This window comes from Roseovarius sp. S88 (assembly GCF_037023735.1).
In the GTDB taxonomy this organism is placed as follows: Bacteria; Pseudomonadota; Alphaproteobacteria; order Rhodobacterales; family Rhodobacteraceae; genus Roseovarius; species Roseovarius phycicola.
On sequence record NZ_CP146069.1, the window covers coordinates 390,350 to 415,787 of the forward strand.

The 25,438-nt window shown below is 55.0% G+C and carries 26 protein-coding genes; 16 read left to right on the forward strand and 10 right to left on the reverse strand.

The window, feature by feature from the left end; translation table 11 throughout:
* Positions 1 to 19 precede the first annotated feature (19 nt).
* The 12 genes from RZ517_RS01955 to RZ517_RS02010 all read left to right on the forward strand — a co-directional run bounded on the left by RZ517_RS01955 (position 20) and on the right by RZ517_RS02010 (position 11,372).
* Positions 20 to 571 (forward strand): TlpA disulfide reductase family protein, encoded by a 552-nt coding sequence (locus RZ517_RS01955; RefSeq protein WP_338549817.1) that lies wholly within the window; start codon positions 20 to 22, stop codon positions 569 to 571.
* 66 nt (positions 572 to 637) lie between these two features.
* A complete protein-coding gene (gene ttcA / locus RZ517_RS01960; RefSeq protein ID WP_338549818.1) occupies positions 638 to 1,507 on the forward strand; it encodes a tRNA 2-thiocytidine(32) synthetase TtcA in 870 nt (289 codons plus the stop codon).
* A gap of 55 nt (positions 1,508 to 1,562) precedes the next feature.
* On the forward strand, positions 1,563 to 3,068 hold the full coding sequence (locus tag RZ517_RS01965; RefSeq protein ID WP_338549819.1) for a putative bifunctional diguanylate cyclase/phosphodiesterase: 1,506 nt from the start codon (positions 1,563 to 1,565) through the stop codon (positions 3,066 to 3,068).
* 118 nt (positions 3,069 to 3,186) lie between these two features.
* Complete coding sequence (gene yidC, locus RZ517_RS01970; RefSeq protein ID WP_338549820.1) at positions 3,187 to 5,001, forward strand: membrane protein insertase YidC; 1,815 nt, start codon at positions 3,187 to 3,189, stop codon at positions 4,999 to 5,001.
* Positions 5,001 to 5,744 (forward strand): MOSC domain-containing protein, encoded by a 744-nt coding sequence (locus RZ517_RS01975; RefSeq protein WP_338549821.1) that lies wholly within the window; start codon positions 5,001 to 5,003, stop codon positions 5,742 to 5,744. The genes yidC and RZ517_RS01975 overlap by 1 nt, the downstream gene beginning before the upstream one ends.
* Positions 5,744 to 6,394 carry a ribosome biogenesis GTP-binding protein YihA/YsxC gene (gene yihA, locus RZ517_RS01980; RefSeq protein ID WP_338549822.1) on the forward strand — a complete coding sequence of 217 codons (651 nt, stop codon included), beginning with the start codon at positions 5,744 to 5,746 and terminating at the stop codon, positions 6,392 to 6,394. The genes RZ517_RS01975 and yihA overlap by 1 nt, the downstream gene beginning before the upstream one ends.
* 62 nt (positions 6,395 to 6,456) lie before the next feature.
* Positions 6,457 to 7,320 carry an acetylglutamate kinase gene (gene argB / locus RZ517_RS01985; RefSeq protein ID WP_338549823.1) on the forward strand — a complete coding sequence of 288 codons (864 nt, stop codon included), beginning with the start codon at positions 6,457 to 6,459 and terminating at the stop codon, positions 7,318 to 7,320.
* Positions 7,321 to 7,407: 87 nt separating this feature from the next.
* Positions 7,408 to 8,202, forward strand: a complete 795-nt coding sequence (locus tag RZ517_RS01990; RefSeq protein ID WP_338549824.1) for a sterol desaturase family protein — start codon at positions 7,408 to 7,410, stop codon at positions 8,200 to 8,202.
* A complete protein-coding gene (locus RZ517_RS01995) occupies positions 8,199 to 8,831 on the forward strand; it encodes a ferredoxin (RefSeq protein ID WP_338549825.1) in 633 nt (210 codons plus the stop codon). Before RZ517_RS01990 ends, RZ517_RS01995 begins: the two co-directional genes overlap by 4 nt.
* Positions 8,828 to 9,322, forward strand: coding sequence for a SixA phosphatase family protein (locus RZ517_RS02000; RefSeq protein ID WP_338549826.1), 495 nt, complete (start codon positions 8,828 to 8,830; stop codon positions 9,320 to 9,322). Before RZ517_RS01995 ends, RZ517_RS02000 begins: the two co-directional genes overlap by 4 nt.
* Before the next feature lie 12 nt (positions 9,323 to 9,334).
* On the forward strand, positions 9,335 to 10,450 hold the full coding sequence (locus RZ517_RS02005) for an acetoin utilization protein AcuC (RefSeq protein ID WP_422395590.1): 1,116 nt from the start codon (positions 9,335 to 9,337) through the stop codon (positions 10,448 to 10,450).
* A gap of 142 nt (positions 10,451 to 10,592) precedes the next feature.
* Positions 10,593 to 11,372 (forward strand): universal stress protein, encoded by a 780-nt coding sequence (locus RZ517_RS02010; protein ID WP_338549828.1) that lies wholly within the window; start codon positions 10,593 to 10,595, stop codon positions 11,370 to 11,372.
* Between the two features lie 57 nt (positions 11,373 to 11,429).
* Here RZ517_RS02010 and RZ517_RS02015 read toward each other — a convergent pair whose 3' ends face one another.
* From RZ517_RS02015 to crcB, 8 genes are all read right to left on the reverse strand, one after another.
* Positions 11,430 to 12,197: an amino acid ABC transporter ATP-binding protein gene (locus tag RZ517_RS02015; protein WP_338549829.1), complete on the reverse strand. Its 768-nt coding sequence runs from the start codon at positions 12,195 to 12,197 to the stop codon at positions 11,430 to 11,432.
* A gap of 14 nt (positions 12,198 to 12,211) precedes the next feature.
* Entirely contained in the window at positions 12,212 to 13,516 is a 1,305-nt protein-coding gene (locus RZ517_RS02020; RefSeq protein WP_338549830.1) for an amino acid ABC transporter permease, read from the reverse strand.
* Between the two features lies 1 nt (position 13,517).
* A complete protein-coding gene (locus RZ517_RS02025) occupies positions 13,518 to 15,095 on the reverse strand; it encodes an amino acid ABC transporter permease (RefSeq protein ID WP_338549831.1) in 1,578 nt (525 codons plus the stop codon).
* Between the two features lie 114 nt (positions 15,096 to 15,209).
* Positions 15,210 to 16,232, reverse strand: coding sequence for an amino acid ABC transporter substrate-binding protein (locus RZ517_RS02030; protein WP_317056229.1), 1,023 nt, complete (start codon positions 16,230 to 16,232; stop codon positions 15,210 to 15,212).
* A 208-nt stretch (positions 16,233 to 16,440) separates the two neighbouring features.
* Positions 16,441 to 17,151, reverse strand: coding sequence for an ATP12 family chaperone protein (locus tag RZ517_RS02035; RefSeq protein WP_338549832.1), 711 nt, complete (start codon positions 17,149 to 17,151; stop codon positions 16,441 to 16,443).
* Positions 17,148 to 17,834: an HAD-IA family hydrolase gene (locus RZ517_RS02040; RefSeq protein ID WP_338549833.1), complete on the reverse strand. Its 687-nt coding sequence runs from the start codon at positions 17,832 to 17,834 to the stop codon at positions 17,148 to 17,150. Before RZ517_RS02040 ends, RZ517_RS02035 begins: the two co-directional genes overlap by 4 nt.
* On the reverse strand, positions 17,831 to 18,871 hold the full coding sequence (locus RZ517_RS02045; RefSeq protein WP_338549834.1) for an RluA family pseudouridine synthase: 1,041 nt from the start codon (positions 18,869 to 18,871) through the stop codon (positions 17,831 to 17,833). The genes RZ517_RS02040 and RZ517_RS02045 overlap by 4 nt, the downstream gene beginning before the upstream one ends.
* The gene (crcB, locus tag RZ517_RS02050) at positions 18,868 to 19,245 is read right to left on the reverse strand and encodes a fluoride efflux transporter CrcB (RefSeq protein WP_338549835.1); all 378 of its coding nucleotides are present in this window, start codon (positions 19,243 to 19,245) and stop codon (positions 18,868 to 18,870) included. Before crcB ends, RZ517_RS02045 begins: the two co-directional genes overlap by 4 nt.
* Before the next feature lie 115 nt (positions 19,246 to 19,360).
* On the opposite strand from crcB, the gene RZ517_RS02055 reads away from it, so the two are divergent.
* The 3 genes from RZ517_RS02055 (at position 19,361) to RZ517_RS02065 (ending at position 21,470) form a co-directional block, all read left to right on the forward strand.
* Positions 19,361 to 20,629 (forward strand): glycerate kinase type-2 family protein, encoded by a 1,269-nt coding sequence (locus RZ517_RS02055; protein WP_338549836.1) that lies wholly within the window; start codon positions 19,361 to 19,363, stop codon positions 20,627 to 20,629.
* Positions 20,629 to 21,024, forward strand: a complete 396-nt coding sequence (locus RZ517_RS02060; RefSeq protein ID WP_338549837.1) for a hypothetical protein — start codon at positions 20,629 to 20,631, stop codon at positions 21,022 to 21,024. The genes RZ517_RS02055 and RZ517_RS02060 overlap by 1 nt, the downstream gene beginning before the upstream one ends.
* Before the next feature lie 305 nt (positions 21,025 to 21,329).
* Positions 21,330 to 21,470 (forward strand): hypothetical protein, encoded by a 141-nt coding sequence (locus tag RZ517_RS02065; RefSeq protein WP_338549838.1) that lies wholly within the window; start codon positions 21,330 to 21,332, stop codon positions 21,468 to 21,470.
* Positions 21,471 to 21,575: 105 nt separating this feature from the next.
* Here RZ517_RS02065 and RZ517_RS02070 read toward each other — a convergent pair whose 3' ends face one another.
* Both RZ517_RS02070 and RZ517_RS02075 read right to left on the reverse strand, forming a co-directional pair.
* Positions 21,576 to 22,310 (reverse strand): SDR family NAD(P)-dependent oxidoreductase, encoded by a 735-nt coding sequence (locus tag RZ517_RS02070; protein WP_338549839.1) that lies wholly within the window; start codon positions 22,308 to 22,310, stop codon positions 21,576 to 21,578.
* Positions 22,311 to 22,381: 71 nt separating this feature from the next.
* Complete coding sequence (locus RZ517_RS02075) at positions 22,382 to 23,728, reverse strand: UDP-glucose dehydrogenase family protein (protein WP_338549840.1); 1,347 nt, start codon at positions 23,726 to 23,728, stop codon at positions 22,382 to 22,384.
* 197 nt (positions 23,729 to 23,925) lie between these two features.
* Between RZ517_RS02075 and glmM the strand changes: the two genes are divergently transcribed.
* The gene (gene glmM / locus RZ517_RS02080; protein WP_338549841.1) at positions 23,926 to 25,269 is read left to right on the forward strand and encodes a phosphoglucosamine mutase; all 1,344 of its coding nucleotides are present in this window, start codon (positions 23,926 to 23,928) and stop codon (positions 25,267 to 25,269) included.
* The last annotated feature ends 169 nt before the right edge of the window (positions 25,270 to 25,438 follow it).

Consider the following 25,438-nt stretch of genomic DNA (forward strand, 5'->3'; position numbering starts at 1 on the left):
CCAGCCCCTCGGAGGCCCTATGAAAGTAAAGTCTTTGGTCCTTTATATGGCCCTAGCGTTCGGTGCAAACGCCGCGCTTGCGGATTCTTCGCAAATTGCGGACCTGCGCGAAGGGGATATGAAAAAGCTGGTGGTGCATTCAGAGCCATTGAACGTGTCCGACACGCCATTCAATGCCGAAGATGGCGGGCAAATGTCTCTCAAAGATTTTAAAGGCAAAGTCACGGCAGTGAATTTCTGGGCCGTATGGTGCGCACCATGCCGTCACGAAATGCCGATGTTGTCGGATCTTCAAACAGAACTGGGTGGCGACGACTTTGAGGTTGTCACCATTGCCATGGGACGCAACGCGCCTCAAGCAATGGTGCAGTTCTTTGGCGAGATCGGTGTCGAGAACCTGCCGCTTCATGCTGATCCACGCATGGGTCTTTCGCGCGAAATGGGTGTTTTTGGCTTGCCCGTCACGATCCTTCTGGATCGCAACGGACAAGAGGTCGCGCGGTTGCAGGGGGATGCAGCGTGGAACTCGGACAGTGCCAAAAATATCATCCGCGCGATGATTGACGGCTAAAGCGCCGTTAGCAAATCTACGCGCTTGCTGCTTGTTTCAACGCCCGTTTCTGGCTAAAGCCTCGCCATGCTCGATGAGGCCGACGATATCCACCCGCTCTTTTCCGGTGCGCCCAAGACCACCGAGTTCCGCAAGCTGCGCAAACGGCTTGTACGCAATGCGCGTGAGGCGATTGAGGCGTATGGCATGGTGGAAAAGGATGCGCGCTGGCTTGTGTGCCTCTCGGGTGGCAAAGACAGCTACACACTTCTGGCCATTCTCTACGAGCTGAAATGGCGGGGCCTTTTGCCCGTGGACATTTTGGCCTGCAATCTTGATCAGGGTCAGCCGGGATTTCCAGCGACGGTTCTGCCTAAATTCCTCGAAGATATGAGTGTCCCACATCGCATCGAATATCAGGACACCTATTCCGTGGTTGTCGACAAGGTGCCACAGGGCCGGACATACTGTGCCCTGTGCTCACGCCTACGTCGTGGGCATCTTTATCGGATTGCGCGTGAGGAAAGCTGTTCTGCCGTGGTGCTCGGTCATCATCGCGATGACATCCTTGAGACCTTTTTCATGAACCTGTTCCACGGGGGGCGGCTTGCCACGATGCCGCCCAAGCTTGTGAATGAAGAGGGCGATCTTTTTGTCTATCGCCCATTGGCGCACGTGGCCGAAGAAGATTGTGAGCGCTTTGCAAAGGCGATGCATTATCCGATCATTCCCTGTGATTTGTGCGGGTCGCAGGATGGTTTACAACGTCAGCAGGTCAAACAAATCCTGGATGGCTGGGAATCGCGAAGCCCCGGACGTCGCCAGGTGATGTTTCGCGCTCTGATGAATGCGCGCCCTTCGCATTTGCTGGATCCCAAGCTTTTTGATTTTGCAAACCTGGAGCGGGACCAGTTAAAATTTGATCCAAATGAAGATGTTCTCCCGCGCCTGCGTTAAGTGCACGTTGAGACGTAGCTTTTAATGTCCATTCGTGTGGACAGGAAGAAAGCAGATGCAGTCCAGCGAACCGGATTTCAATTTTAGAGCTGTAGTTTTGTCGCTATTGTCCGACAAGCATGTGCTTTTGACTTTGCCGCCTATTGCGCTCATTGCCGCATGGCTGGGCGGGCAAACAGTCTTGCTCGTATTCGCCGTTTCGCTCCCCTTACTGGTTGTAGGGTTGAAGCATTTAGAACAAAAGGTGAATATCGATGTCTATCCAGATACATTTGAGACTTCTGTTCACGACACACTACTGGCTGCGCGCCGGCAATTGCGGAGAACAGCTTGCATGATCATCGAAATCGATGATTTCGACACTGTTTTGGATCGCCATGGCCAAACAGGGGCAGATCGTTTGCAAAAAGCAGTGGCGGAAAAGCTAAAGGATCATCTGCGCCAAGAAGACAAAGTTGTTGCGCTTGCCAATGGTCAGTTCGGTGTTGTCCTTGGCCCAGTGCGAAAGCTGGGAACTGACGATGCTCTGGAAATGGCAAAACGCTTGCAAAACGCTCTGGACGCCCCTCTCTCTCTTGAGTCGACTTTCGTCTATATCTCAATCTCAATTGGCCTCTGCCTCGACACGTTTGTTCAGGGACACCGTGGCAGCGATTTGACCGAGGCGGCAGGTGTCGCTCTTTTGGATGCGCGCCGTCACGGTCCCGCAGCCATTCGCGCATATAGCCCTGAGCTGCAGTATTTCGTGACCAACACCCAGGACAACCACCTGGAAATTCTGCGCGCACTTGAAAACGGGGAAATTCGCGCCTGGTTCCAACCGCAGATTTCAACGGACACAGGAGAAGTGCGTGGTTTTGAAGCGCTGGCACGGTGGGAGCACCCCACACGCGGTATAATTCCCCCATGTGACTTCCTCCCAGCTCTGCAAAATATGGGAAAAACGCAAGTATTGGGCGCCAAAATCCTCCGCGACGCGTTGCAAGCGCTGCAACAATGGGACCAAATGGGTTTGGGCATCGCGCAGGTCGGCGTGAACTTTTCGCAAGAAGAGCTGCGTGATCCAAACCTTGTGGATCGCGTCCAGTTTGAACTCGATACGTTCGGTATTGAGGCCAAACGCCTTGCGATCGAAGTACTGGAAACAGTCGTTTCTTCTTCGCCGGATGACACCGTGACACGCAATATTCGGCGCATGGCGGAACTGGGGTGCTACATTGATCTCGATGATTTCGGGACAGGTCACACTTCCATTGCGTCAATCCGACGATTTGCGGTTAAACGCTTGAAAATTGATAGATCCTTTGTGACCAAAGTGGATTGCGACTCTGAACAACAGCGCATGGTCAACGCTATTCAGCTCATGGCCGAACAGCTCAATCTGGAAACCTTGGCCGAAGGTGTCGAAACAGCAGGTGAGCACACAATGTTGGCTCAGCTAGGATGCCAATATGTGCAAGGGTTTGGACTGGGCCGTCCAATGCCACTTTGCGATACGTTTGCCTGGATCGAAGACCATCTGGCTCGGGTTCAAACACCTCCGAAAATCGGTCGTGCCTGAGGGCGCAGCATTATGACACCCATCAAAGGGCAAGGAATCTGCGCATACCCCTTGACCTTTGCCGTCGCACTCTGTTGAACCCCCGGGGTGACAAACAACGATTGGGTGGTCATCTGCGATGGATGAACAGAATAAGAATCTTCTGCTTGCGACGGGCCTCAGCCTGTTTGTGATTGTCATTTGGTTCGCTCTTTTCCCACCGCCCGAACCGCCGGAGCCTACTGACACTGCAAACGGGGAAACCACCTCTGGTGAAACTGCGCCTGCAGGAGATACAGCACTCGTGCCGCAATCTGCCGGGACGGGCGAAACCAGCGAAACGGCCACTGCTCAAGACGTCACTGAGGACGCGCCCGAAGCCCCACGCGTGGACATCGACACACCCACCTTGAAAGGATCCGTGTCATTGCGTGGTGGTCGGATTGATGACCTGCTTCTCAAGAGATACCGCGAAACACTTGAGCCGGATGCGCCTATTGTGACTTTGCTGTCGCCTATAGGCAGCGATCACGCTTATTACGCTCTGTTTGGCTGGGCTCCGGGAAGTGGGCTGAGTGCAGACCAAGTGCCGGGTGCCAACACGATCTGGCAGGTTGCCTCGGGTGAAACTCTCACGCCGGAAACGCCACTGGTGCTCACTTGGAACAATGGCGCCGGATTGACCTTTCGACGCGAAATGCAGGTTGACGACAAGTCAATGTTTACTGTCACGCAGTCCGTCCAGAACACTGGAAGTGCCGCAGCAACCATCGCACCTTACGGTATCCTCGCACGCCATGGTGAACCTACTGATCTGAAAAATTTCTTCATTCTGCACGAAGGAGCGATCAGCATCGCAGATGGTGAACTGGTCGAGACAGACTATGACGATTTCGAACCTTTCGGCGCTCAGGAAGATGTCACACTAACCGAAAGTGGCTGGACCGGGTTCACCGATCACTACTGGATGACCGCACTCATTCCCGGAGAAGCCGAAGGCGCGCAATTCAGTACCTTTCAGGACGCATCGCGGAATATCTACCAAACCAACGTCAAACAACGCACCACGACGCTTGAGCCTGGGCAAGACATGGCCGTAACCACGCGTCTTTTTGCCGGGGCCAAGGAATGGGACACAATCCGCAACTACCAGAACAACGAGGGTGTCGGAAAATTTCTCGATTCCATTGACTGGGGCTGGTTCTTTTTCCTGACCAAGCCGATCTTTGCGGTGCTGCACTGGCTCAATGTGCTCATTGGCAACATGGGCTGGGCCATCATCGCGCTCACATTCATCATCAAACTCGTGCTGCTGCCTTTGGCCTATAAATCCTATGTCTCCATGGCGAAGATGAAAGAGCTTCAGCCCGAAATGGAGAAGATCAAGGAACGCACCGGGGATGATCGTCAGAAGCTGCAGCAAGAGATGATGGCGCTTTACAAGAAGGAAAAGGTGAATCCGGCCTCGGGCTGTCTGCCGATCCTGTTGCAGATCCCGATCTTTTTCTCGCTCTACAAGGTGATCTTTGTCACGCTTGAGCTGCGCCACGCGCCCTGGATTGGCTGGATCAAAGACCTTTCGGCCCCCGATCCCTCCTCGATCTATAACCTTTGGGGTGTCTTCCCCTGGACCGGACCTGAGCCCGGATCCATCCTGGCGCTGATCTTCATTGGTATTCTACCGCTCTTGCTCGGCATCTCGATGTGGATGCAGCAAAAGCTCAACCCGGCACCAACGGATCCCACACAAAAGATGATCTTTGCCTGGATGCCCTGGGTCTTCATGTTCATGCTGGGCAGCTTTGCCTCGGGGCTGGTTGTCTACTGGATCGCCAACAACGTGATCACCTTCTCACAGCAATACCTGATCATGCGCAGCCAGGGTTACAAACCGGATGTCTTTGGCAACATTATGGAAAGCTTCAAGAAAAAGCCTGACGCGGAGGACAAGTGATGGCCAAGGTGGCGGCCCTCTGGCGCCACCCCATCAAGGCGCATGGGCGCGAAGCGCTTGATCATATCGTGCTGACCGAAGGTCAGACCATGCCCGGGGATCGGCAATGGGCTGTTGCGCATGAGATGTCTGAAGCAGACGGGTCTGCATGGGCGCATTGCGCTTCGTTTACACGAGCGGCCAAAGTGCCCGCGATCATGGCAATCACGGCCATTACGGATAAGCGCACTGGCCAACTCACACTCTCGCACCCTCAGCTAAAAGACATCACCTTCGATCCGGACCAAGAGAGCGACATCTTTCTCAATTGGGTGCGTCCGTTAATGCCCGCCAACCGCGCACAATCCGTGCGTCTGGTTCGTAGCCAAACTCAGGGCATGACCGATAGCAACTATCCGACCCTCAGTCTGATCAACCAGGCCTCTAGTGATGCCGTTGCAGAGGTTTTACAGCAAGACATCTCTATGCACCGCTGGCGTGGAAACATCCATCTGACGGGTCTAGAAGCGTGGACCGAGTTCGACTGGGTCGGGAAATCCCTGCGCATCGGGGCAGCTGAGTTCAAGATTGAAGAACGTATTGAACGCTGCCTGGCCACTGCGGCAAACCCAGAGACTGGTGTCAGGGATGCGGATACATTGGGTGCGCTCAACGGCACATTTGGACATCAGAATTTTGGCGTTTACGCGGTTGTCACCAAAACTGGCGAAGTTACGGTTGGCGACAAAGTTGAGGTGCTTTGATGCCTTTGCCATTCCCTGTCGCGGACGCGCCTGATCAAATAACCTCCGAGATAGGGCGAAAGCTCTTTGCGGGGCCGGTTGACTTCGTCAAAGGCGTGGTTGCCATGTCTGGCCTGCCGCCGGCAGACCGCGCCGAGGTTTGTTTTGCCGGGCGGTCCAATGTCGGAAAATCTAGCCTGATCAACGCGCTGACCGGCCGCAAATCACTCGCGCGTGCCTCCAACACGCCCGGACGGACGCAAGAGATCAACTTCTTCGATCTCGGAGGCCAAAGTTATCTGGTTGACTTGCCAGGCTACGGCTATGCCAACGCGCCTCTCGACAAGGTGCAAAAATGGCAAGCCTTGCTGAAACAGTATCTCTCAGGCCGCGCCACCCTGCGCCGCGCGTTTGTGCTGATCGACAGCCGCCATGGCATCAAAGCCGTTGATGAAGAGATCATGGCGCTGCTCGATAGTGCGGCCGTCACGTTCCAATGTGTGTTGACCAAAGCCGATAAACTGAAATCGAAAGAATTGGATAAGGTTTTGGCTCAAGTCCGGGAAAAACTGTCAAAACATCCTGCGGCTTTTCCGGAGCTCATCGTTACGTCCTCGGAAAAAGGCGATGGGATCGCCACTTTGCGTGCTGTTATCGCGGGTTTGGAATAACTTAAACCTGCTTGGCAAAATGGTTTCATCCGCGCTAGAGGATGCATCCGAAGGACAGCCTGATGAAGAAAAGAGAAATGACTCGCGACAACATCGCCACCGCGCGCACGCTGAGCGAAGCGCTTCCGTATCTGCAACGCTATGACGATGCGATTGTCGTCATAAAGCTGGGTGGCCATGCCATGGGCAGTGACGAAGGCATGGAAAGCTTTGCTCGTGACGTTGTTCTGATGCGTCAGGTCGGGGTAAACCCGGTGATCGTGCACGGCGGCGGTCCGATGATCAATCGGCTCCTGGACAAGCTCGACATCAAATCAGAATTTGTCGGCGGCAAACGCGTGACGGACGAAGCCACCATGGAAGTGGTCGAAATGGTGCTTTCGGGTCAGGTCAACAAACGCATCGTGCAAGCGATTAATGCGCAAGGCGGCAAGGCCGTGGGTCTGTCGGGCAAGGATGCCAATCTGATCACCTGCGTGCCGACGAATCCGGCGCTTGGGCTTGTTGGCACACCCGATAAGGTAGACCCGTCTATCCTTCATACCTTGTTCCGTGACGATACCATTCCGGTGATCGCGCCATTGGGAGCGGGGCGTAACGGAGAGACGTTTAACATCAATGGCGACACCGCCGCCGGAGCCGTTGCCGCAGCATTGCAGGCGGATCGGCTTTTGCTTTTGACCGATGTGGATGGCGTACGCGGGGCCGATGGTGCGGTCCTGACGGAACTGTCATCAAGCCAGATTGAAGAACTGACCAAAGAAGGCGTCATCGCAGGTGGTATGATCCCCAAGACAGAAACGGCGCTGGATGCACTGTCCTACGGCGTGCGCGCGGTTGTGATCCTTGATGGGCGGACCCCAAATGCGGTTTTGCTGGAATTGTTCACCGAACACGGCGCAGGGTCGTTGATCCGCTCGGGATAGCGCACGTAGTGCGGTGCTCGGTCGCGTTTGCGTCTTTGTGAAGCCACGGCGCTTGCCCCGGCCCAAGTTTCGCTTAACGTCTACCTCATGGAAACCGAAGCTATCGTCCGCCTGACCGTGTTTTTAGGCCTATTTGCAATCTTCGCCTTGATCGAGGCTTGGATGCCGCGTCGTGTGCGCACACAACCACGCGGGACGCGCTGGATCACCAACTGGGCGATTATCGTGATCGACTCATTGACCCTCCGCCTGCTGGCGCTGGCCTTGCCACTTCTTGCTGTGGGGGCCGCCATTGATGCACAAAGCCAGGGTTGGGGCCTGATGAATGCTTTGAATCTGCCGCTTTGGCTGGCTGTCATCATCACCGTCCTGATTTTTGACTTTGCCATTTGGGCGCAGCACCTGATCACGCACAAGATCCCCATTCTCTGGCGGTTTCACCGTGTGCACCATGCGGACCGCGATATTGACGTCACCACCGCCATTCGGTTCCACCCGGTGGAAATCGCGCTTTCAATGCTTTTGAAGATCGGATTGGTATATCTGCTTGGACCACCCACCGTCGGCATCATCATTTTTGAGATCGTTCTGAACGGCACGGCGATGTTCAATCATGCCAATATCAAGCTGCCGCTTTGGCTTGATGCGATTGTGCGGCGCGTTCTGGTAACACCGGACATGCACAGGGTGCATCACTCTGATCAACGCCATGAGCATGACAGCAACTATGGATTTGCCTTGTCGATCTGGGACCAGATGTTTGGTACTTACATTGCGCAACCTGAAAAGGGGCATGACGACATGACCATTGGTCTTGAATGGCAGGATGACCGGCCTTCCAAACTGGGCTGGTCTCTGGGCTTGCCGTTTCAACGCAAATGAGACTGGAACATATCGAAGAACTGGCGGTTAAAGCACAGTTGACTGTCTTTGGGACAGTTTCGGATAACCTGCCGAAAGACCTTGAAACGCTGGTTTTGCTGGGACCGCTCGAACCGGGCTTTTGGCCGCATTTCACCGCGTCTGAGGAATATAAGGACGGTGGTGCAGATCCTTTGGATCGTTGGTCTGCGCGCGTGATCGGAAAACTCGCAGATGCGCTCGGAGCGCAAGCCTTCTTCCCTTTCGGCGGCCCGCCCTATCAGCCGTTCATTCAATGGGCACAAGACAGTGGCAGGGCGCATATCTCGCCTGTCGGACTACTGGTGCATGATGTGGCGGGTTTGATGGTGTCTTATCGCGGGGCGTTGGGATTTACTCAAAACATCGAGACACCACGCCCCGGACCATCGCCTTGTATATCTTGTGAGCCAAAGCCATGCATTATGGCCTGCCCGGTCGATGCCTTTGCCGGTGAAGGTTACGATGTCGCCGCCTGCAAAGCCGATCTGGACAGACCCGCCAATACTTGCATGACCCAAGGGTGCGCTGTGCGGCGTGCCTGTCCTGTGAGCCAAAGCTATGGCCGGGTGGAAGAACAATCCGCCTTTCACATGCGAGCGTTCAAATGAAGCGGCTGGTTCTGATGCGCCATGCCAAGTCAAGCTGGAGCAATCCGGTGGATGGGGATCATGCCCGACCTTTGAACGCGCGCGGCCAAAGATCGGCAAAGGCGCTCGGAGATTGGTTGCGCGCCAAGAATGTGACTATTGATCAGGCTCTGGTTTCAACCGCGACTCGGACGCGAGAAACCTTTGAAGCTCTTGGGGTGGAGTGTGACGTAAACTACCTTGATCGACTCTACCACGCCGGGGCGCATGACATGCGCGCAGCACTGGCCACAGCCACAGGCGACACGGTTCTCATGCTCGGCCACAACCCCGGCATCGCCTGGTTTGCTCATGATCTTGTTGCCACGCCGCCCGATCATCCAAGGTTTGATGACTACCCAACCTGTGCCACGCTGGTTGCACGGTTCGACGTCCCGCATTGGCACGACCTTCGACCGGGTCGAGGGGAGGTCGAGGCCTTTGTCATCCCACGGGAACTTTTAGGCGAGTAGCCTGACATGTCTCTGCCCCAGCCTCTTTTTATCGGTTCAGAGATTTACCGCGGGTCCAGCTATGGTGAGAAACATCCGCTGAGCATCCCGCGCGTGCCAACTGTGATCGACCTTTGCCGCGCCATGGATTGGCTGCCAAAGTCGCAATACCGCGTGAGCCCTATGGCCAAACCAGCGGCGCTGACTGCGTTTCACACGCCTGAGTATATCGAAGCGCTGATAGACGCTGAAGCTTTGGGCGTCGTTTCGGATGAGACCCGAGACAGGCATAAAATCGGAACGCTCAGCAACCCGGTCTACCCGGAAATCTATCGCCGTCCTGCTACTGCGGCAGGTGGGTCTTTGCTTGCAACCGAACTTCTGGTCAATTGTGGTATTGTCTACAACCCCGGCGGTGGCACGCATCACGGAATGGCCGACCATGCGGCAGGGTTTTGCTATCTCAACGATCCGGTTCTGGCGATTGAGTCATTCCTCGCTCAGGGCCTCACACGCGTGGCCTACGTGGATATTGACGCGCATCACTGCGATGGCGTGGCGGCTGCATTTCATGGGGAAACGCGCGTTTTGATGATCTCAACCCATGAAGAGCGCCGCTGGCCCTTCACGGGTGAATTGGAAGATCAGGCAGGTGCTCAGGCGATCAACCTTCCTCTGCCCAAAGGCACCCATGATGATGAATTTCAGCTGATCGCAGATAGCGTCATCCTGCCTGCCATTCAGGCAATTCGTCCTGAGGCGATTGTGTTGCAATGCGGGGCCGACGCCGTCGCCGAAGACCCGCTTGCGCGGCTCAATCTATCCAACAATAGCCATTGCAATCTGGTGAAATCTCTAGTGCCGATGGCCCCGCGTCTTCTCGTTCTGGGCGGCGGCGGCTACAACCCATGGACGGTGGGGCGTCTTTGGTCCGGGGTTTGGGCGACGTTGAATGGGTTTGAAATCCCAGACAGACTACCGGAAAAAGGCCGAGCAGTTCTTGCTGCGCTTTCGTGGAACAGACAGCGAGGCGAACGACCGGACTACCTGGTGGACACGCTGCGAGATGCGCCGCGCAAGGGCTCTATTTCAAAGGAAATACGTCACCGCGTACAAACGCTACAAGCCCGGCAACGCGTTTGGGTTTAGCGCATCTGTGCCATGCCCGCTATGCAATAACCTGAGAATTCTCTTTCTATTGGACCTTTGGTCGCAAGGTCTTGTCTGACGCTGCCTCATACCCACCTAAAAGTTAGATGCATTGGACTATCCAAGTTGAGGGGGAGCAGACGTGAAAAGCATCATCGTCGCGAGTGATCTATCGAACCGATCCAGAGCAGCCCTGACGCGAAGCGTCACCTTGGCGGCAAGTCTCGGTGCGAGGCTGCAGATTGTGCATGTGGTCGATGGTGCCATGCCCACAGAAACCGCCGCCAAGGTCAAGCAAGACGCTGAAACAGAATTGTCTGAGCAGGTGAAAGATGATGCGAAGGGGCGCATTCTTGATCACAAGATATCCGTCTTGATTGGCGATCCGATCGAAGAGATCAATGCGATTGTACAGAACTCTGACGCTGATCTTCTGGTGGTTGGCATCCATCGCAGACGTGTGTTCATGGATCAAATTCGGGAAACCACGATGGAACACCTGGTGCGGTCCAGTCGCCTTCCAGTGTTGTTAGTGGTTAGGGATGCGGAACAAGACTACGCGCATGTTTTAGGCGGGGTCGACCTGTCCTCAATCTGTGCAGGCGCTCTTAGAAAGGCGTACCAGATCGCACCAAACGCAAAATGGACGTTGTTCCATGCGCATGAGGTGTCATTCCGCCAAGAAGCAGAACGGGACTACGCCACGTGGAAAGCTCTGTCCGATTTGCCGCCCAACTTGCCAGCGCCTGTTTTCGTAGAGACCAGTGCCAGTGACGCAGTTCACGACCTGATGGAAAAAGGCGATTACGATCTGCTGGCGATTGGTGCTTACACGCGGTCAAATATTGGGCGCTATGTTCTTGGCGGGTTCACTTCTTCTCTGGTAAGGCGTCCGCCCTGCGATCTTCTGGTCGCGCCCTAAAGCACAAAAAAGACCCCGTATTTCTCAATACAGGGCCTTTCGTTGGTTTGGCTCAGATCAGTGCCCGAGTATCTGGCTCAGGAATAGTTTGGTCCGTTCAGACTTGGGATTGTTGAAGAACTCTTCTGGCTCGTTCTGTTCCACGATCTGGCCTTGGTCCATAAAGATCACGCGGTTCGCCACCTGGCGGGCAAAGCCCATCTCGTGAGTGACGCAGAGCATGGTCATGCCTTCCTCGGCCAACTCGACCATCGTGTCGAGCACCTCTTTGATCATTTCTGGGTCGAGCGCCGAAGTGGGTTCGTCAAAGAGCATGATCCTAGGCTTCATGCAGAGCGAGCGGGCAATGGCCACACGCTGTTGCTGACCGCCTGACAACTGGCCGGGATATTTGTCGGCCTGCTCCGGGATCTTCACCTTGCTCAGATAGTGCATCGCCACTTCTTCGGCTTCTTTCTTGGGCGTTTTGCGCACCCAGATCGGAGCGAGTGTCAGGTTCTCAAGAATTGTCAGATGCGGGAAGAGGTTGAAGTGTTGAAACACCATACCAACCTCTGAGCGGATCGTATCGATATTCTTGATATCCGAGCTAAGCAGCGTGCCATCGACAACAATTTTACCCTGCTGGTGCTCTTCCAATGCGTTGATGCACCGGATGAGCGTTGACTTACCGGACCCAGAAGGCCCGGCAATCACGATGCGTTCACCGCGGTAAACTGTCAGGTCAATGTCCCGCAGAACGTGGAATGACCCGTACCATTTGTTCATGTTTTCGATCTGGATCGCGACTTCGTCGCTGACTTGCATTTGAGCGGCTTCCGCCATTGGGAACCCTCCTTTTAACGATGATCTGTCGCAAGCTCACGTTCGAGCCATTGCGAGTATTGAGAAATGCCGTAGCAGACGACGAAGAAGAGGAGCGAGGCAAAGCCGAAAAGCTCCCAGTAAACGCCATTCCACTCGGTTGAGGCCAGGATCGGACCCCGGATCATGCCGAGAAGGTCGAACATGGAGATGACCGACACAAGCACAGTGTCTTTAAATAGGCCGACGGCCACGTTCACGATCCCTGGGATCGAGATCTTGAGAGCCTGCGGCAGGATGATCAGTCGCATCGCTTGCGGATAATCAAGACCAAGGCTGTCAGCGGCTTCGTACTGACCCCGTGGCAGAGCGGCAAGTGCGCCTCGGATCACCTCGGCAATATAGGCCGAAGAGAACATCGTGATCATGATGATCACCCTCAAGATCAAGTCAAAGGTCGTGCCTGGTGGCAAGAAGTAAGCCAAAACCACGTTTGCGACAAAGAGCAATGTGATTAGTGGAACACCTCGAACGAACTCAATAAAGACCACGCAGATCCATTTGATGATCGGCATGTCTGATTGGCGGCCCAAAGCCAACGCGATGCCCAAGGGCAAAGACAGTGACACACAGACCGTGCCGAGGATCAGGTTGAGCATAAAGCCACCCATGTCCCGAGAAGGTACCGCCGACAAGAGCGTATCGCCAGCTGACACCGAATTGGTGATTATGCCACCAACCCACCATGTGACCAGAGCAGCAGCAATCGCGCCAAAGAATCCGACGGCGAATGAGTTTGCCACGAACCTTGACCATACGAGATAGCCGGCCACAAAGCCAAGCAAACCAAAGATCGGTGCCAAGACTGGCCCACCCCAAATCAGCCAGAAGGCGATAAAGGGATAGAGCCCCGTAAACAGTAGCATTTTGCTGGGCAGGTACTTGTAAAACATGACCGGCGCGACTGCGATAAACAGCAACGCAAATGCCAGTGTCGGGCGCCAGTATTCGTCGTTTGGATACTTGAACCCAAACAAAAGCTGATTCCAGCGTTCCGTCAGGACGGCAAAACAGCCGCCTGTCGCACCTTCAAGCAATTCGCGACACTCACGAATAGACGACGCATTCCAGACCCCGTTCAATATCCAGGGCATTGAAGACATCAGGATGAAGTAAATCGCGATGAACGCAAAAACGGTCAGGGCAGAATTGGCAACACCTGAAAACAGGTTTTCGCGCCCCCACTTGATAATGCCCGTTTGTGTCGCAGGAGGAGCCTGTTCCGGAAGCATGTCGGTACGTACGAACGCCTCTGTTCGCTGGGATGTTGTATCTGACATATCAGCGCTCCTTCAGCTTCACGGCGTTATTGTAGATGTTCATGACGCCCGAAATGGATAATGAAATGACGAGATAGAACAGCATGAGTAGGAGGACACACTCAATAGCGCGGCCCGTCTGGTTCAGAGTGATGCCTCCAAGCGTGCCAGTGATGTCCATATAACCCACGGCAATCGCCAGGGAACTGTTCTTGGTGATGTTGAGATACTGCGAAATCAGCGGCGGGATAATCACCCGCAGCGCCTGAGGCAGGACCACGAGGTTCATGATGCGCCCGGGGCGCAAACCCAATGAGGCGGCGGCCTCGGTCTGACCCTTGGAAATCGCCTGAATCCCTGCACGCACGTTTTCGGCTATAAACGCGCCGGTGTAGATGGCCAGAGCAAACCACAAGGCGATCAATGAACCGCGAACCGTAATGCCATCGGTAAACCGGAAATTCGCGAGGTAGGGCGTGTCAAAGGCGATAGGAGCATTGTCCTTTACATTTGTAGCAAGAGCGACGGCGCCGGTTTCGACAGAAGATGCAAAGTTGGCTGCTTCTGAAGCAGGCACAACCAGCATGTTGCAGCTTCCGGCAGCAAACGCGGTTTTCGCGTCATCCATAGAGAAGAACCGCGTGCTTTTCATTTTGACTGCATCGGGGTTTGTCAATTCCATCGCTGGAAGACCAAGGAGCATTTTCTTGCCCAGGGCTGACGCTGTGGAGTCAGTAACAACACAGTAGTTGATATTTGTTTTATCGGTGACAAGACGTTCGCCAAATTGCTCCAGCGATACATCCGCAGCTGCGATCTCTGAAGGAACAATGATCCGGTTTTCCACCTGACCAGCGGTCAAAGAAAACGCCTGATACACGAGGATGGTCGGAACAATCAAAATCGCCCAGCCAACCCAACCGGGAAGCTCCTTACCTTCGTCATAAAGCTTCTTGGTGCGGTATTTCCCGTAGAAAACCATGCCAGCGATCGAAGCCAGAAGTGTCAAGACAACCAAGAGGCCACCTGTTCCAAACACCAGACCCGGCACAAAGACACCTTGGCTTGTAAAGGCCAAAGAATCCAAGAGCATTGAGCTGGTCGCGTCTTCGCCACGGAATGCCCTTGGTGAAGGAAGAACAGCTGTCATGACCGTAAAGATGATGATGATCCAGATAAGCACAGGCACGTTGCGAAACGCTTCGACGTAGATCGCCATGAGTTTGCGCACAAGCCAGTTGTTCGACAACCGAAGAACACCGGCTGCGACCCCCAGGATTGTTGCGGTCACACAAGCCAGAAAGGCCACAAGAAGCGTGTTGAGAATGCCCACAATCGAGGCGCGCCAATGTGAGCTTTGACTGTCGTACTCAATCAGTCGCTGGTTGATGTCATAGCCTGCGGGTTCCCCAAGAAACTCATAGGAAATGTTCAAACCGGCAGCGCGCAGGTTCTGAACCAGATTGGAACCGAGATAGGCAATCAGAGAAATCAGAGCGATCAGGGCGATAAACTGAAAGGTGTAGGAACGATAGCGCGTATCGTTCAGCAACATAGACAGTCTAAACGACTCCTGAGGAGGGTCGGTCATGGTTGTCATCTGAGGTGTCCCCTTGCCGGCCCGGATTGTTTGATGCGCTTTTGCGCGGTGGGCCGATCGTTGCTTTTCATAGACAAAGGGCGCGGAGTGACCGCGCCCTTTGAAGTAGTGATTTTAGCGGAAGGGCGGCGAGTAGAGCAGGCCGCCTTCGGTCCACTGGGCGTTCAGGCCGCGAGCCAAACCGACCGGTGTGTTTTCACCGATATTCTTCTCAAAAATCTCACCGTAGTTGCCACCGGCCAGAGCTTTCACAGCCCAGTCGGCGTCAAGGCCGAGCATTTCGCCCAGGTTGCCTTCGGTGCCGAGCAGACGGTTGACTTCCGGATTGTCGCCAGCAGCGCCAGCCAATTCACCGACGTTGGCACTTGTGACACCCAGCTCTTCTGCGGTGATAAGAGCGTTCAGAGTCCAGCGAACAACGTCACCCCATTCATTGTCGCCGTGGCGAACAAGTGGGCCAAGTGGCTCTTTGGAGACGATCTCTGGCAGAAGCACGTGGCCTGCAGGATCTTCAAACGCAGCACGTGTCGCGGCCAGGCCGGACGCGTCAGTTGTGTAAACGTCGCATGCACCTGCAAGGTACTGCTGCTGCGCTTCGGCATTTGTCTCAATCGGAACCGGCTCGTAGCTGATACCGTTGGAGCGGAAGAAATCCGCTAGGTTCAGTTCTGTTGTTGTACCGGTCTGGATACAGACGGTCGCACCGTCCAGATCTTTGGCCGAAGAAACGCCGAGATCTTTGGGAACCATGAAGCCTTGACCGTCGTAGTAGTTCACACCGACGAATTCAAACTTCAGGTCAACGTCGCGGCTGAAGGTCCAGGTGGTGTTCCGTGCCAGCATGTCGATCTCACCGGAAGCCAGCGCTGTGAAGCGTGTCTTACCTGTGGTGGGAACGAATTCCACTGCCGCCGGATCCCCCAGAACAGCCGCTGCGACCGCGCGGCAAACGCCGACATCGAAGCCGTCCCAGTTACCGTTTGCGTCAGGTGCAGCAAAGCCGACCAGACCGGTTGTTACGCCGCAGTTCAGCTTGCCGCGTGCTTTCACGTCGTCAAGCGTACCTGCAGAGGCGACGCTTGCAGCTGCGGCCATGCCAGCAACAGTCAGCGCGCCGAAGATTACGGATTTTTTCATGTTTACCTCTTCCTGATATGCCCGCCCTCTCTAGGGCGGTTCAATCGGTCCTCCCGGACCGGGCGATACTGTGAAGGGTCATTTCCCCATGTCAGTGCCCGGGAGTTTGTGTGGATTCACCCGTCAAGGTCAAGGGTTTTGGTGACAAAAAAATGCCACTTTTTCTGTTGTTTCCGCTGAGGAAACCAATGTTTAGCGAATCCGCATGTTATTTAATCGCGAGATCGTGAAATCTTTTGGCGTGTTCAAACTCTCCAAGCTTATGCTCCGCAAGCTCGCGAGCTTCCTCATCCACGCCCCATTGCTCTTCCTGCCAGGTTTCATCAACTCTTGACCAACCCCAAAGCACCACCGGATCGGCATAGTTGTAGAGTGCTGCAAACCCGATCACCAACGACCCAGATAATCCGACAAGGTCATGGAACGCCGTTAACGTAAATGCGTCCATTTCCCGAACGTTCTGCGTCAGCACCATCAATGCCTTTGGGTTTTGCGGACTGTGCATAACACCTGACACCGGTAAGAGCCTTGCGCCGAATCTGTCCGCGGCCCAATCAAGAAGCGGATCCCAGGTCTCAGCCTGGCGTTTGACCAAAGAGGCCGGGCCGTCTGCGCGATAGCACAGAAGATCCGCGTCGCCATAGGCCGCCACAAGGTCCGCAACCTCGGCATGTTGCGCCGTTACTTTGTCAATCGCCGCATTGGCAGACCGTGTCATCGGCATCGAAAGCGGGTTCACTATCTCACCCTGATCGTCCCATTCCAGTGCAATCGCCTGTGCCAGCGCCTCAGATGGGACGATCAGTTCTGATTTTGCAGGGGTTCTGACAGGACGATCATCCAAGCGGATTCCATAGCCCGTGCCGCTTGGTACGACATTGACCGTTTTCCAAAACCGTTTGGCTTTCCATTCGCTCATGCCGCCGTCGCCTTCCAAGCGCCTGCTACCGCGTCTGGCAGCTCAGCGAAAGTTGAGACAATCCGGTTCGCTGAGCTTAGCAAGCTTACGTCATGATATCCCCAGCCAACACCAATCGCGCTAACATGCGCGGCTAGCGCCATGTCCATGTCGTAGCTTGTATCTCCAACCATTACGGCGTTTTGCGTCTCTACACCCGTTTCCGCAAGCGCCGTTTCTATCATTGATGGATGTGGTTTAGAGGGGTGATGATCGCTGACTTGCTGGGTGACAAACATATGTTCTAAATCATGTGCCTCCAGTAATTTATCCAGACCACGTCGGGACTTACCAGTGGCTACACCAAGAAGAAGATTGTCCTGCCGCTTGAAAAACTCAAGCGCTTCTCGCGCGCCTGGGTAAAGCGGAGATGAGTCTGCGGCCCCTGTCTTTGCGCGCAAGTTGACATACGCATTTTTGTATCCCTCGACCATTCGTGCCTGAGTTGCTGCGGAACGGTCCGCAGCAAGCCGGGCCATCGCATGATCAAGCGAGAGACCGACAATCGATAGGATCGTCGCGCGATCAGGAACGGGTTGGTCCACGTCTTGGAAGGCGACTGTCATGGCAGCCACAATATCGCCCTGGCTGTCGACCAGCGTGCCGTCGACGTCAAAAATCACAAGGCGCAACGGATCTGTCATGACAGGTCCTCAAACGGATCTGCCGCTGCATCCTGAGGCCGCCACTGAAACGTCTCCCATGTTCGCGCCATATGGTCCGGCAATGGAGCTGTAAGGGAGAGCTGTGCTCCGGTGACAGGGTGTTTCAGGCTGAGCGACCGGGCATGCAGATGCAATTTGCGGCTGATATCACCACCGAGTTGCGCGCCCCACCCATCGCCCAGGTTTTCCTGACCTGAGCCGCCATATTTGCCATCCCCCACAATCGGATGCCCGATCTCGGCCATATGCGCGCGAAGTTGATGTGTGCGTCCGGTAATGGGCACCAAAGCCATCCAGGACGTACGCGTGCCCGCATTTTCGACCACAGCGTAATCTGTCGTCGCGGGTTTGGCGCCGGGTGTTTGGTCAATATCACGCGGGTGCAGGCACAACATCTTTTCGCCTTCACCTTTGGACCCGTGGCCCGGTGCTTTGACCAACCCGAAACGGATGGTGCCCATGCGAGGGACTGGCACCCCGGCGACCACCGCCCAGTAAATCTTGCGCGTGTCGCGATCTCGGAATGCTGCCGTCAGTCGGGCGGCGACGGCACGGCTTCGGGCCATAAGCAAAACGCCGGATGTATCCTTGTCGAGCCGGTGAACAAGCCTCGGGGTCTCATCCAGTTCAAAGCGGAGGGCATCTGACATTTCATCCACGTGGCGTGTCAGTTTGCTTCCACCCTGCACGGGTAGGCCCGGAGGTTTGTTCAACGCCAGAATGTGGTCGTCCCTGTAAATCACAGTATTGCGAATCATCTCCGCGTCGCGGTCTGATACTTTTGGCCGCGCAGGTGTGGACTGTGCGGGGTCTGGTAAGGGCGGCACACGCACCTGCTGACCTTCTTCAACCCGCGTGTTGGCCTTGGCGCGCCCACCATCAACGCGCAACTCTCCTTTGCGGCACATCTTTTCAATCCGCCCTTGCGAGACATGCGGGAATCGCCGCCGAAACCACCGATCCAGTCGCTGATCACCTTCGCCTTCTGCAACGGTTAGGGTTTGAACCTTAGTCATGCCCAAAGTGACCTTGCCAGCCAAACGCCCATGGCAAGCCCAAGGATCGACAGCACCACTGACAACGCGACATAGACTGCGGCCTGGCCAATCTCACCGCGCTCATAGAGTGTAAAAGCCTCTAGAGAAAATGCCGAGAAGGTTGTGAAACCGCCAAGGATACCTGTCATCAGAAAAGGGTTCAGAGCTGTCAGGTCGCGTTGAAACGTGTAGACCACAACAAGACCCATGAGGAAGGACCCAATCACGTTAACCGGCAGGATGGCCAATGGAAAGCTGGCACCTGTTGACCGAACAACAGCCATACCAACGCCAAAGCGCAGCATAGAGCCAATGGCCCCGCCCAATCCCACCTGAAGAAAGGTCATCACCATGGCCGCGTCTGTCGCGTGTGGCCTGTCCTTTGTCAAGTTTGCCAAGGCGTGGAGATTGAGTTGCAGCGCTAACATAAATCGCAATAGTGTGCCGCGACCTTGTCCGGAGTTCAAAATGCAAGACCCCGCGCTGTTCCTACGTACCCTTTTTGACCGCGCCGTTGAAGTGGCGGACCCGATGCAAAGTTTGGCAGCACATTTGCCGCCCAAACCAGAGGGGCGTTTGATTGTCGTTGGTGCGGGAAAAGCCAGCGCGCGCATGGCCGAAGCGGTCGAAGATGTGTATGGGTCTTGCGAAGGATTGGTTATCACGCGCTATGGCTATGCGCGCCCCTGCAAAGGCATTGAGATCGTCGAAGCGGCTCATCCTGTCCCTGATGCCGCGGGCGAGATGGCGACCAAACGCATGTTGGAGCTGTTGGCGGAGTGCGGCGAAGACGACATGGTTCTCGCTCTGATATCGGGCGGTGGATCTGCGCTCTTGACCGCTCCAGCGGCCGACATTTCACTTGCGGAAAAACAGGCTTTGACAGATGACCTCTTGGCGTCCGGGGCGCCGATTGGAGACATAAACGGTATTCGCAAACAGATATCTGCGGTCAAGGGCGGCAAGCTGGCTGCCGCGGCGTATCCTGCACGCATGCTAGCGTTGATGATATCGGATGTTCCGGGCGACAATCCAGGTGACATCGCAAGTGGGCCCACAGTGGGGGACACCGGCGATGCGAAGCGTGCGCTGTCATTGCTTGAGCGCTGGAACGTCACGCCCCCTGCCTCGATTGCGCAGTTTCTGGCGGCAGGAGGCGCGCCCCTGGCACCCGACGACCCGCATCTCAGTCGCGTTGAAAACGTGATTTACGCGGCACCCGCACAATCTCTTGAAGCGGCGGCCGAAATCGCTCGCGCGAACGGATTTGAAGTACGAAACTTGGGTGACGCACTGGAAGGTGAAGCGCGCGATGTAGCACAGCACCATGCCGCGTTGGCATTGGACATTCAAAATGGTTTGACGCACTCAGATGCTCCGATCTTGCTGTTGTCAGGTGGTGAATTGACGGTCACGCGGCGCGGCCAGGGCGTCGGTGGGCCGAATGCAGAATATGCTTTGGCGATGGCACTTGCGTTGCAAGGAGCGGATGGCATTGATGCAATTGCCTGTGACACAGATGGTGTGGACGGTGCTGCAGAGGTCGCCGGAGCTCTCATAGGTCCTGACACGCTGGCAAAGGCCAAATCGAAAACTGTTGATGCGCAACTGGCACTGTTTGAAAATGATGCACATGGTTTTTTTGCAAGTCTCGGAGATCAGGTGGTTCCCGGCCCGACCCTGACCAACGTCAATGACTTTCGGGCGTGCTTGATCCAACCGAAAGGAGCGTCTTGATGGCTGCGTCTCAAGTCATCAAATTCAGCCTGACCGCCCTTGCTCTAGGGTTGTATTTGTCCACCTCAGCGTCATCAGACGACACGGCCCAACCACTTACTGCCGCAGAGATCGACCTGCATTTGCGAGGCAATACAATCAAGGGAGCATGGTCTGGAGAGGCCTACACGCAATTCTTCTCTGAAGATGGCCAAACAGTATATCTTCAGCAAAACCGCCGCCCGGATGTCGGACGGTGGCGGGTCAATTCCGAGACTAACCAATATGAGAGTTGGTGGGAGCAAACCGGTTGGACCGGATACACGGTTTTGGAGACAAAAGACGGATATGCCTGGAAAAGAGGCGACGATCACGAGGTTTTTTCCATGTCTGCTGGTAAACAAATCAAGTGGTAAGGCCCTAGACATCACCACTTCATATTGTTTGCGACCTCACTATCCAGCGCACAAATTGTGGTTTTTATGCATTTACGCCACATTCTCGACATATTTTGTCCAAATTGGAGACAAAGTTTTTCCAACCACGGGATAGACCAATATTAACCTTTTTGGCAGACTGCTATTGCAGGGATCCTGTCCCAATAGCATCAGACGGCATGTTTTTAGCCGATTTGAGGGCCAGTATCCCAGCACGATTAAGAGTGTGGGCGCCGGTCGGTGCTAACTGTCCGGTTTGCCACGTTAACAAGTGGAGAAGACCGATGACCAAATCTATTTCTGCCACATCTGAAAATGATGGACCAAAGCTCGGCCAGAAGCCGGTTGAGCAGCCAGTGTCAAAGCCGGTGACAAAATCCATCACTGTTTCAAGGCAGGTATTTAACGATTTTGCCTGTTTGTGAGTCCTGTCGGAACTCTGAAATTTTTATGTAAGACTTTACCAGTATTGGGGTTCGCCCGATAGGGTGGCTGCGAGAGATCGGAGCCACCTTTTTCTTTGCCGAAGTCTACCTGCGAAGGGCAGGTAGGCCTATACCAGTTGCTTCAAAACCACCATCCACAGATATGATCTGGCCGGTGACAAAGCTGGCCTCTGGTGAACAAAGAAAGGTGATCACATTGGCAATCTCATCTTCACTACCATAGCGGTTCAGTGGGATGGCGTCATGATAGGCATCGATGATGTCCTGCGTATGAACGGCCATGGCAAGCTTGGTGCGTACGGGTCCGGGGCATACGCAATTCGCGCGAATGCCTTTCTCGCCCAACTCCACGGCTTGCTGCTGGGTTAGAGCCATGACGCCGGCCTTCGAGGTTCCGTATGCCACGCGCAGTGTCGATGCGCGTAACCCGGAAATAGACGCAATATTCACGATCGCGCCTTTGGCTGCAGCAAGCGCTGATACAAAAGCTTGCGTGACCAAGAACACACCATCGAGATTGGTGTCCATAACCGCGCGCCAGCGGGACAAGTCGGTGTCTTCGATGGGTCCGAAATCCGCCACGCCTGCATTGTTGATCAGGGCGTCGACCCGCTCGATCCGTTGTGCCACGTCGTTAACCTGCTTGATTTGCGAAACATCGCAAAGCACCGGTGTGACCTGATCCAGTTGCGCCGCCTCTGATGTCAGCGCTTCTTCGTCACGATCAATCATGACCACATGCCAGCCTTTTTGCAGAAACTGCTTGGTGGTCGCGAGTCCGATGCCGCGTGCCGCGCCTGTGACGAGTGCTGTTTTCACGTCCTGCCTCCAAGTGGTCGCGTATCAATGGCCACAATTTGGTACTTTAAAAACGTCAAAGTGGAAATGATCTATTCGGCGGACGTTTCTTCGGCAGGTTGTCGTGTAAATCCGACGCGCCCCACGCTTTCATATGCGTCAAACCCTGCACGTTTCGCATCCTTGACGGAATATATGTTGCGAAGATCCGCCAGCCGCGGCGTTTCCATTTTGCGCGCGATGCGCTTGAGATCGAGGGCGCGGAATTCGTTCCACTCCGTCAACAGCACGACAAGATGCGCATTGCCAACACATTTATACGGATCATCAATCCACTGAACGCCTGGAAGACGCTCTTGGCCTTCTCGCTTACCTTGTGGGTCGCACACGCGAACTTTGGCGCCGCCACCGACCAGTGCAGGCACAATCGTCAAAGAGGGTGCTTCGCGCATGTCGTCGGTATTGGGTTTAAACGTGGCACCCAGCACCGCAACAGTTTTGCCATTGAAAGAGCCATCACACATATCAACAAGTTTATCGATCATGCGCCGTTTAATCTCTTCGTTTACCGCGATCACCGTCTCAGTGATCTGCAGGGGCAACCCGTGTTCTTGCCCCGTGCGTGCCAGGGCGCGGGTATCTTTCGGAAAACAACTTCCACCATAGCCTGGCCCTGCATGCAGGAACTTGTTGCCGATGCGACCATCAAATCCCATGCCACGGCTGACTTGCTTCACATCCGCGCCTGTGCGTTCACACAAAGCGGCAATCTCGTTGATGAAGGTGATTTTGGTCGCAAGAAACGCGTTGGCGGCATATTTGATCATCTCGGCGGATTCCAAATCTGTTGTCATGATTGGAAACTCCCGGAGATAAAGTGGGCGGTAGATTTCCTGCATGACCTCCGCCGCACGCTCGGTTTGTACTCCGACAACCACGCGATCCGGCTTCATGAAATCCTCAATTGCCGCGCCCTCACGGAGGAATTCAGGGTTTGATGCCACGTCGAATTCCAGATCAGGATTAGCCTTACGCACCGTTTGTTTGACTTGGCGGTTGGTGCCGACCGGAACGGTCGATTTGGTGACAATGACGATGTAATTTTTTGCGGTTCTGGCAATTTCTTCGGCTGCTGCCATGACGAAACTCAGGTCCGCATGTCCATCGCCGCGCCGCGTGGGCGTACCCACTGCAATAAAGACCGCGTCCGCCCCATCCAGCGCCTCTGGCAGGTCGATCGTGAAGGAAAGCCGTCCGGCCGAGACATTTTTTTCCATGAGCTGGTCAAGACCAGGTTCGTAGATCGGCACCTCACCTTGCTGAAGCATTTCGACTTTGGAAGCGTCTTTATCGACACAAACAACTTCATGGCCAAAATCGGATAGGCAGATTCCTGACACAAGTCCGACGTAACCCGTTCCAATCATTGCGATCTTCATGGAAATTTTCCTGCACTCAAATAACGGCCCTTCTTATGAGCCGCGTTTGTGATTTAGTCAACGAGACGGCAGAAAATGAGGCCATTCAGAGGTATCGAAATGACTTTTGGCAGTTGGTCTGTGCATTGGACAGGCCAATGTCGGGTCGTTATGAAACACAAAACTGCGCGGTGCTGCGCAAGTGGAGACGTGAGTACATGAGCAAAGACTTGTTTGGAACCGATGGTGTGCGGGGGCGTGCCAACAGCTGGCCCATGACTGCGGAACTCGCGCTAAAGCTTGGAACGGCAGCGGGTCGCTATTTCAGACGGGATGCGCAGGATCATAGGGTGGTCATCGGTAAGGACACTCGCCTTTCGGGTTACATGATCGAATACGCACTCACAGCAGGATTTGCGTCCACTGGCATGAACGTCTTTCTGCTGGGCCCCGTGCCGACCCCGGCGGTGGGCTACCTGACGCATAGTCTACGTGCAGATGTCGGGGTCATGATCTCTGCCAGCCACAATCCGGCGGAGGATAACGGTATCAAGCTGTTTGGTCCTGATGGGTTTAAACTTTCTGATCAGGCGGAAGCGGGAATAGAAAAGCTTATGAGGGATGGGGTGACGTTGGCCGCGCCGGAAAACATCGGTCGCGCAACCCGGTTTGAGGATGCGCGTGGCCGGTATGTGGAGTACGCCAAAACGACGTTCCCCTCTGGCCTGCGTCTCGATGGCTTAAAAGTTGTGGTCGATTGCGCGAATGGAGCGGCTTATCGAACAGCGCCCGCTGTATTGTGGGAGCTGGGCGCAGAGGTGGTCGCAATCGGAGTCGACCCAAACGGGCGCAACATCAACTCGGAATGCGGCTCGACCCATCCAAATGCCGCCGCGAATAAGGTATTGGAAACAGGCGCCCATCTTGGCATTTGCCTGGACGGAGATGCCGACCGTCTGGTTCTGGTGGATGAGAAAGGCCGCATCGCGGATGGTGATCAGATTATGGGCCTGATCGCGACGCGCTGGGCACGCGAAGGCCGGCTGCAAGGCAATGCACTGGTCGCAACTGTGATGTCTAACCTCGGGTTGGAACGGCACCTCGCAGATCAGGGTATCGAGTTAAAGCGAACCTCTGTTGGAGACCGCTATGTCGTTGAGACGATGCGTGCGGACGGGCACAATCTGGGTGGAGAACAGTCAGGTCACATTGTCATGACCGACTATGCTACCACAGGCGATGGTCTTATCGGCGCATTGCAGTTTCTGGCCAGCATGGTTGAAACCGGGCAGTCGGCCAGTGATCTTGCGCGTGTATTCAACCCGGTGCCCCAATCCTTGATCAATGTGCGGTTTGCAGATGGTCAAGCCCCGTTAGAGACTGATGCCGTGCAACAGGCAATTGCCGACGGAGAAAAACAACTGGGCTCAAACGGCCGTCTTCTGATCCGTAAATCCGGTACTGAGCCGTTGATCCGCGTGATGGGCGAATGCACGGACGAAGCCTTGTTGAAGTCGGTGCTGGAGAAAGTCGTAAATGCGGTGAAATCCGCGACGGCCTAACCTATAAAACCATTTCGAATTTTAATCATTTGGAAGGATTTCTACGACTAGTGTCCGGTCTATCGATCTGGTTGCTGCGTCATTCTAGCTTTGAGCTCCGCCATATGCGGGCCGCGCGCGGCTGTCAGGAACTGTTGCCCGGGGATCCTATGCTGCGTGCACTGCGACA

Excerpts from the sequence above, each read along its gene's own strand:
- RZ517_RS01955 (WP_338549817.1), top strand. The coding sequence starts at position 20 with ATGAAAGTAAAGTCTTTGGTCCTTTATATGGCCCTAGCGTTCGGTGCA.
- ttcA (WP_338549818.1), top strand. The coding sequence starts at position 638 with ATGCTCGATGAGGCCGACGATATCCACCCGCTCTTTTCCGGTGCGCCC.
- RZ517_RS01965 (WP_338549819.1), top strand. The coding sequence starts at position 1,563 with ATGCAGTCCAGCGAACCGGATTTCAATTTTAGAGCTGTAGTTTTGTCG.
- yidC (WP_338549820.1), top strand. The coding sequence starts at position 3,187 with ATGGATGAACAGAATAAGAATCTTCTGCTTGCGACGGGCCTCAGCCTG.
- RZ517_RS01975 (WP_338549821.1), top strand. The coding sequence starts at position 5,001 with ATGGCCAAGGTGGCGGCCCTCTGGCGCCACCCCATCAAGGCGCATGGG.
- yihA (WP_338549822.1), top strand. The coding sequence starts at position 5,744 with ATGCCTTTGCCATTCCCTGTCGCGGACGCGCCTGATCAAATAACCTCC.
- argB (WP_338549823.1), top strand. The coding sequence starts at position 6,457 with ATGAAGAAAAGAGAAATGACTCGCGACAACATCGCCACCGCGCGCACG.
- RZ517_RS01990 (WP_338549824.1), top strand. The coding sequence starts at position 7,408 with ATGGAAACCGAAGCTATCGTCCGCCTGACCGTGTTTTTAGGCCTATTT.
- RZ517_RS01995 (WP_338549825.1), top strand. The coding sequence starts at position 8,199 with ATGAGACTGGAACATATCGAAGAACTGGCGGTTAAAGCACAGTTGACT.
- RZ517_RS02000 (WP_338549826.1), top strand. The coding sequence starts at position 8,828 with ATGAAGCGGCTGGTTCTGATGCGCCATGCCAAGTCAAGCTGGAGCAAT.
- RZ517_RS02015 (WP_338549829.1), bottom strand. The coding sequence starts at position 12,197 with ATGGCGGAAGCCGCTCAAATGCAAGTCAGCGACGAAGTCGCGATCCAG.
- RZ517_RS02020 (WP_338549830.1), bottom strand. The coding sequence starts at position 13,516 with ATGTCAGATACAACATCCCAGCGAACAGAGGCGTTCGTACGTACCGAC.
- RZ517_RS02025 (WP_338549831.1), bottom strand. The coding sequence starts at position 15,095 with ATGACAACCATGACCGACCCTCCTCAGGAGTCGTTTAGACTGTCTATG.
- RZ517_RS02030 (WP_317056229.1), bottom strand. The coding sequence starts at position 16,232 with ATGAAAAAATCCGTAATCTTCGGCGCGCTGACTGTTGCTGGCATGGCC.
- RZ517_RS02035 (WP_338549832.1), bottom strand. The coding sequence starts at position 17,151 with ATGAGCGAATGGAAAGCCAAACGGTTTTGGAAAACGGTCAATGTCGTA.
- RZ517_RS02040 (WP_338549833.1), bottom strand. The coding sequence starts at position 17,834 with ATGACAGATCCGTTGCGCCTTGTGATTTTTGACGTCGACGGCACGCTG.
- RZ517_RS02045 (WP_338549834.1), bottom strand. The coding sequence starts at position 18,871 with ATGACTAAGGTTCAAACCCTAACCGTTGCAGAAGGCGAAGGTGATCAG.
- crcB (WP_338549835.1), bottom strand. The coding sequence starts at position 19,245 with ATGGTGATGACCTTTCTTCAGGTGGGATTGGGCGGGGCCATTGGCTCT.
- RZ517_RS02055 (WP_338549836.1), top strand. The coding sequence starts at position 19,361 with ATGCAAGACCCCGCGCTGTTCCTACGTACCCTTTTTGACCGCGCCGTT.
- RZ517_RS02060 (WP_338549837.1), top strand. The coding sequence starts at position 20,629 with ATGGCTGCGTCTCAAGTCATCAAATTCAGCCTGACCGCCCTTGCTCTA.
- RZ517_RS02065 (WP_338549838.1), top strand. The coding sequence starts at position 21,330 with ATGACCAAATCTATTTCTGCCACATCTGAAAATGATGGACCAAAGCTC.
- RZ517_RS02075 (WP_338549840.1), bottom strand. The coding sequence starts at position 23,728 with ATGAAGATCGCAATGATTGGAACGGGTTACGTCGGACTTGTGTCAGGA.
- glmM (WP_338549841.1), top strand. The coding sequence starts at position 23,926 with ATGAGCAAAGACTTGTTTGGAACCGATGGTGTGCGGGGGCGTGCCAAC.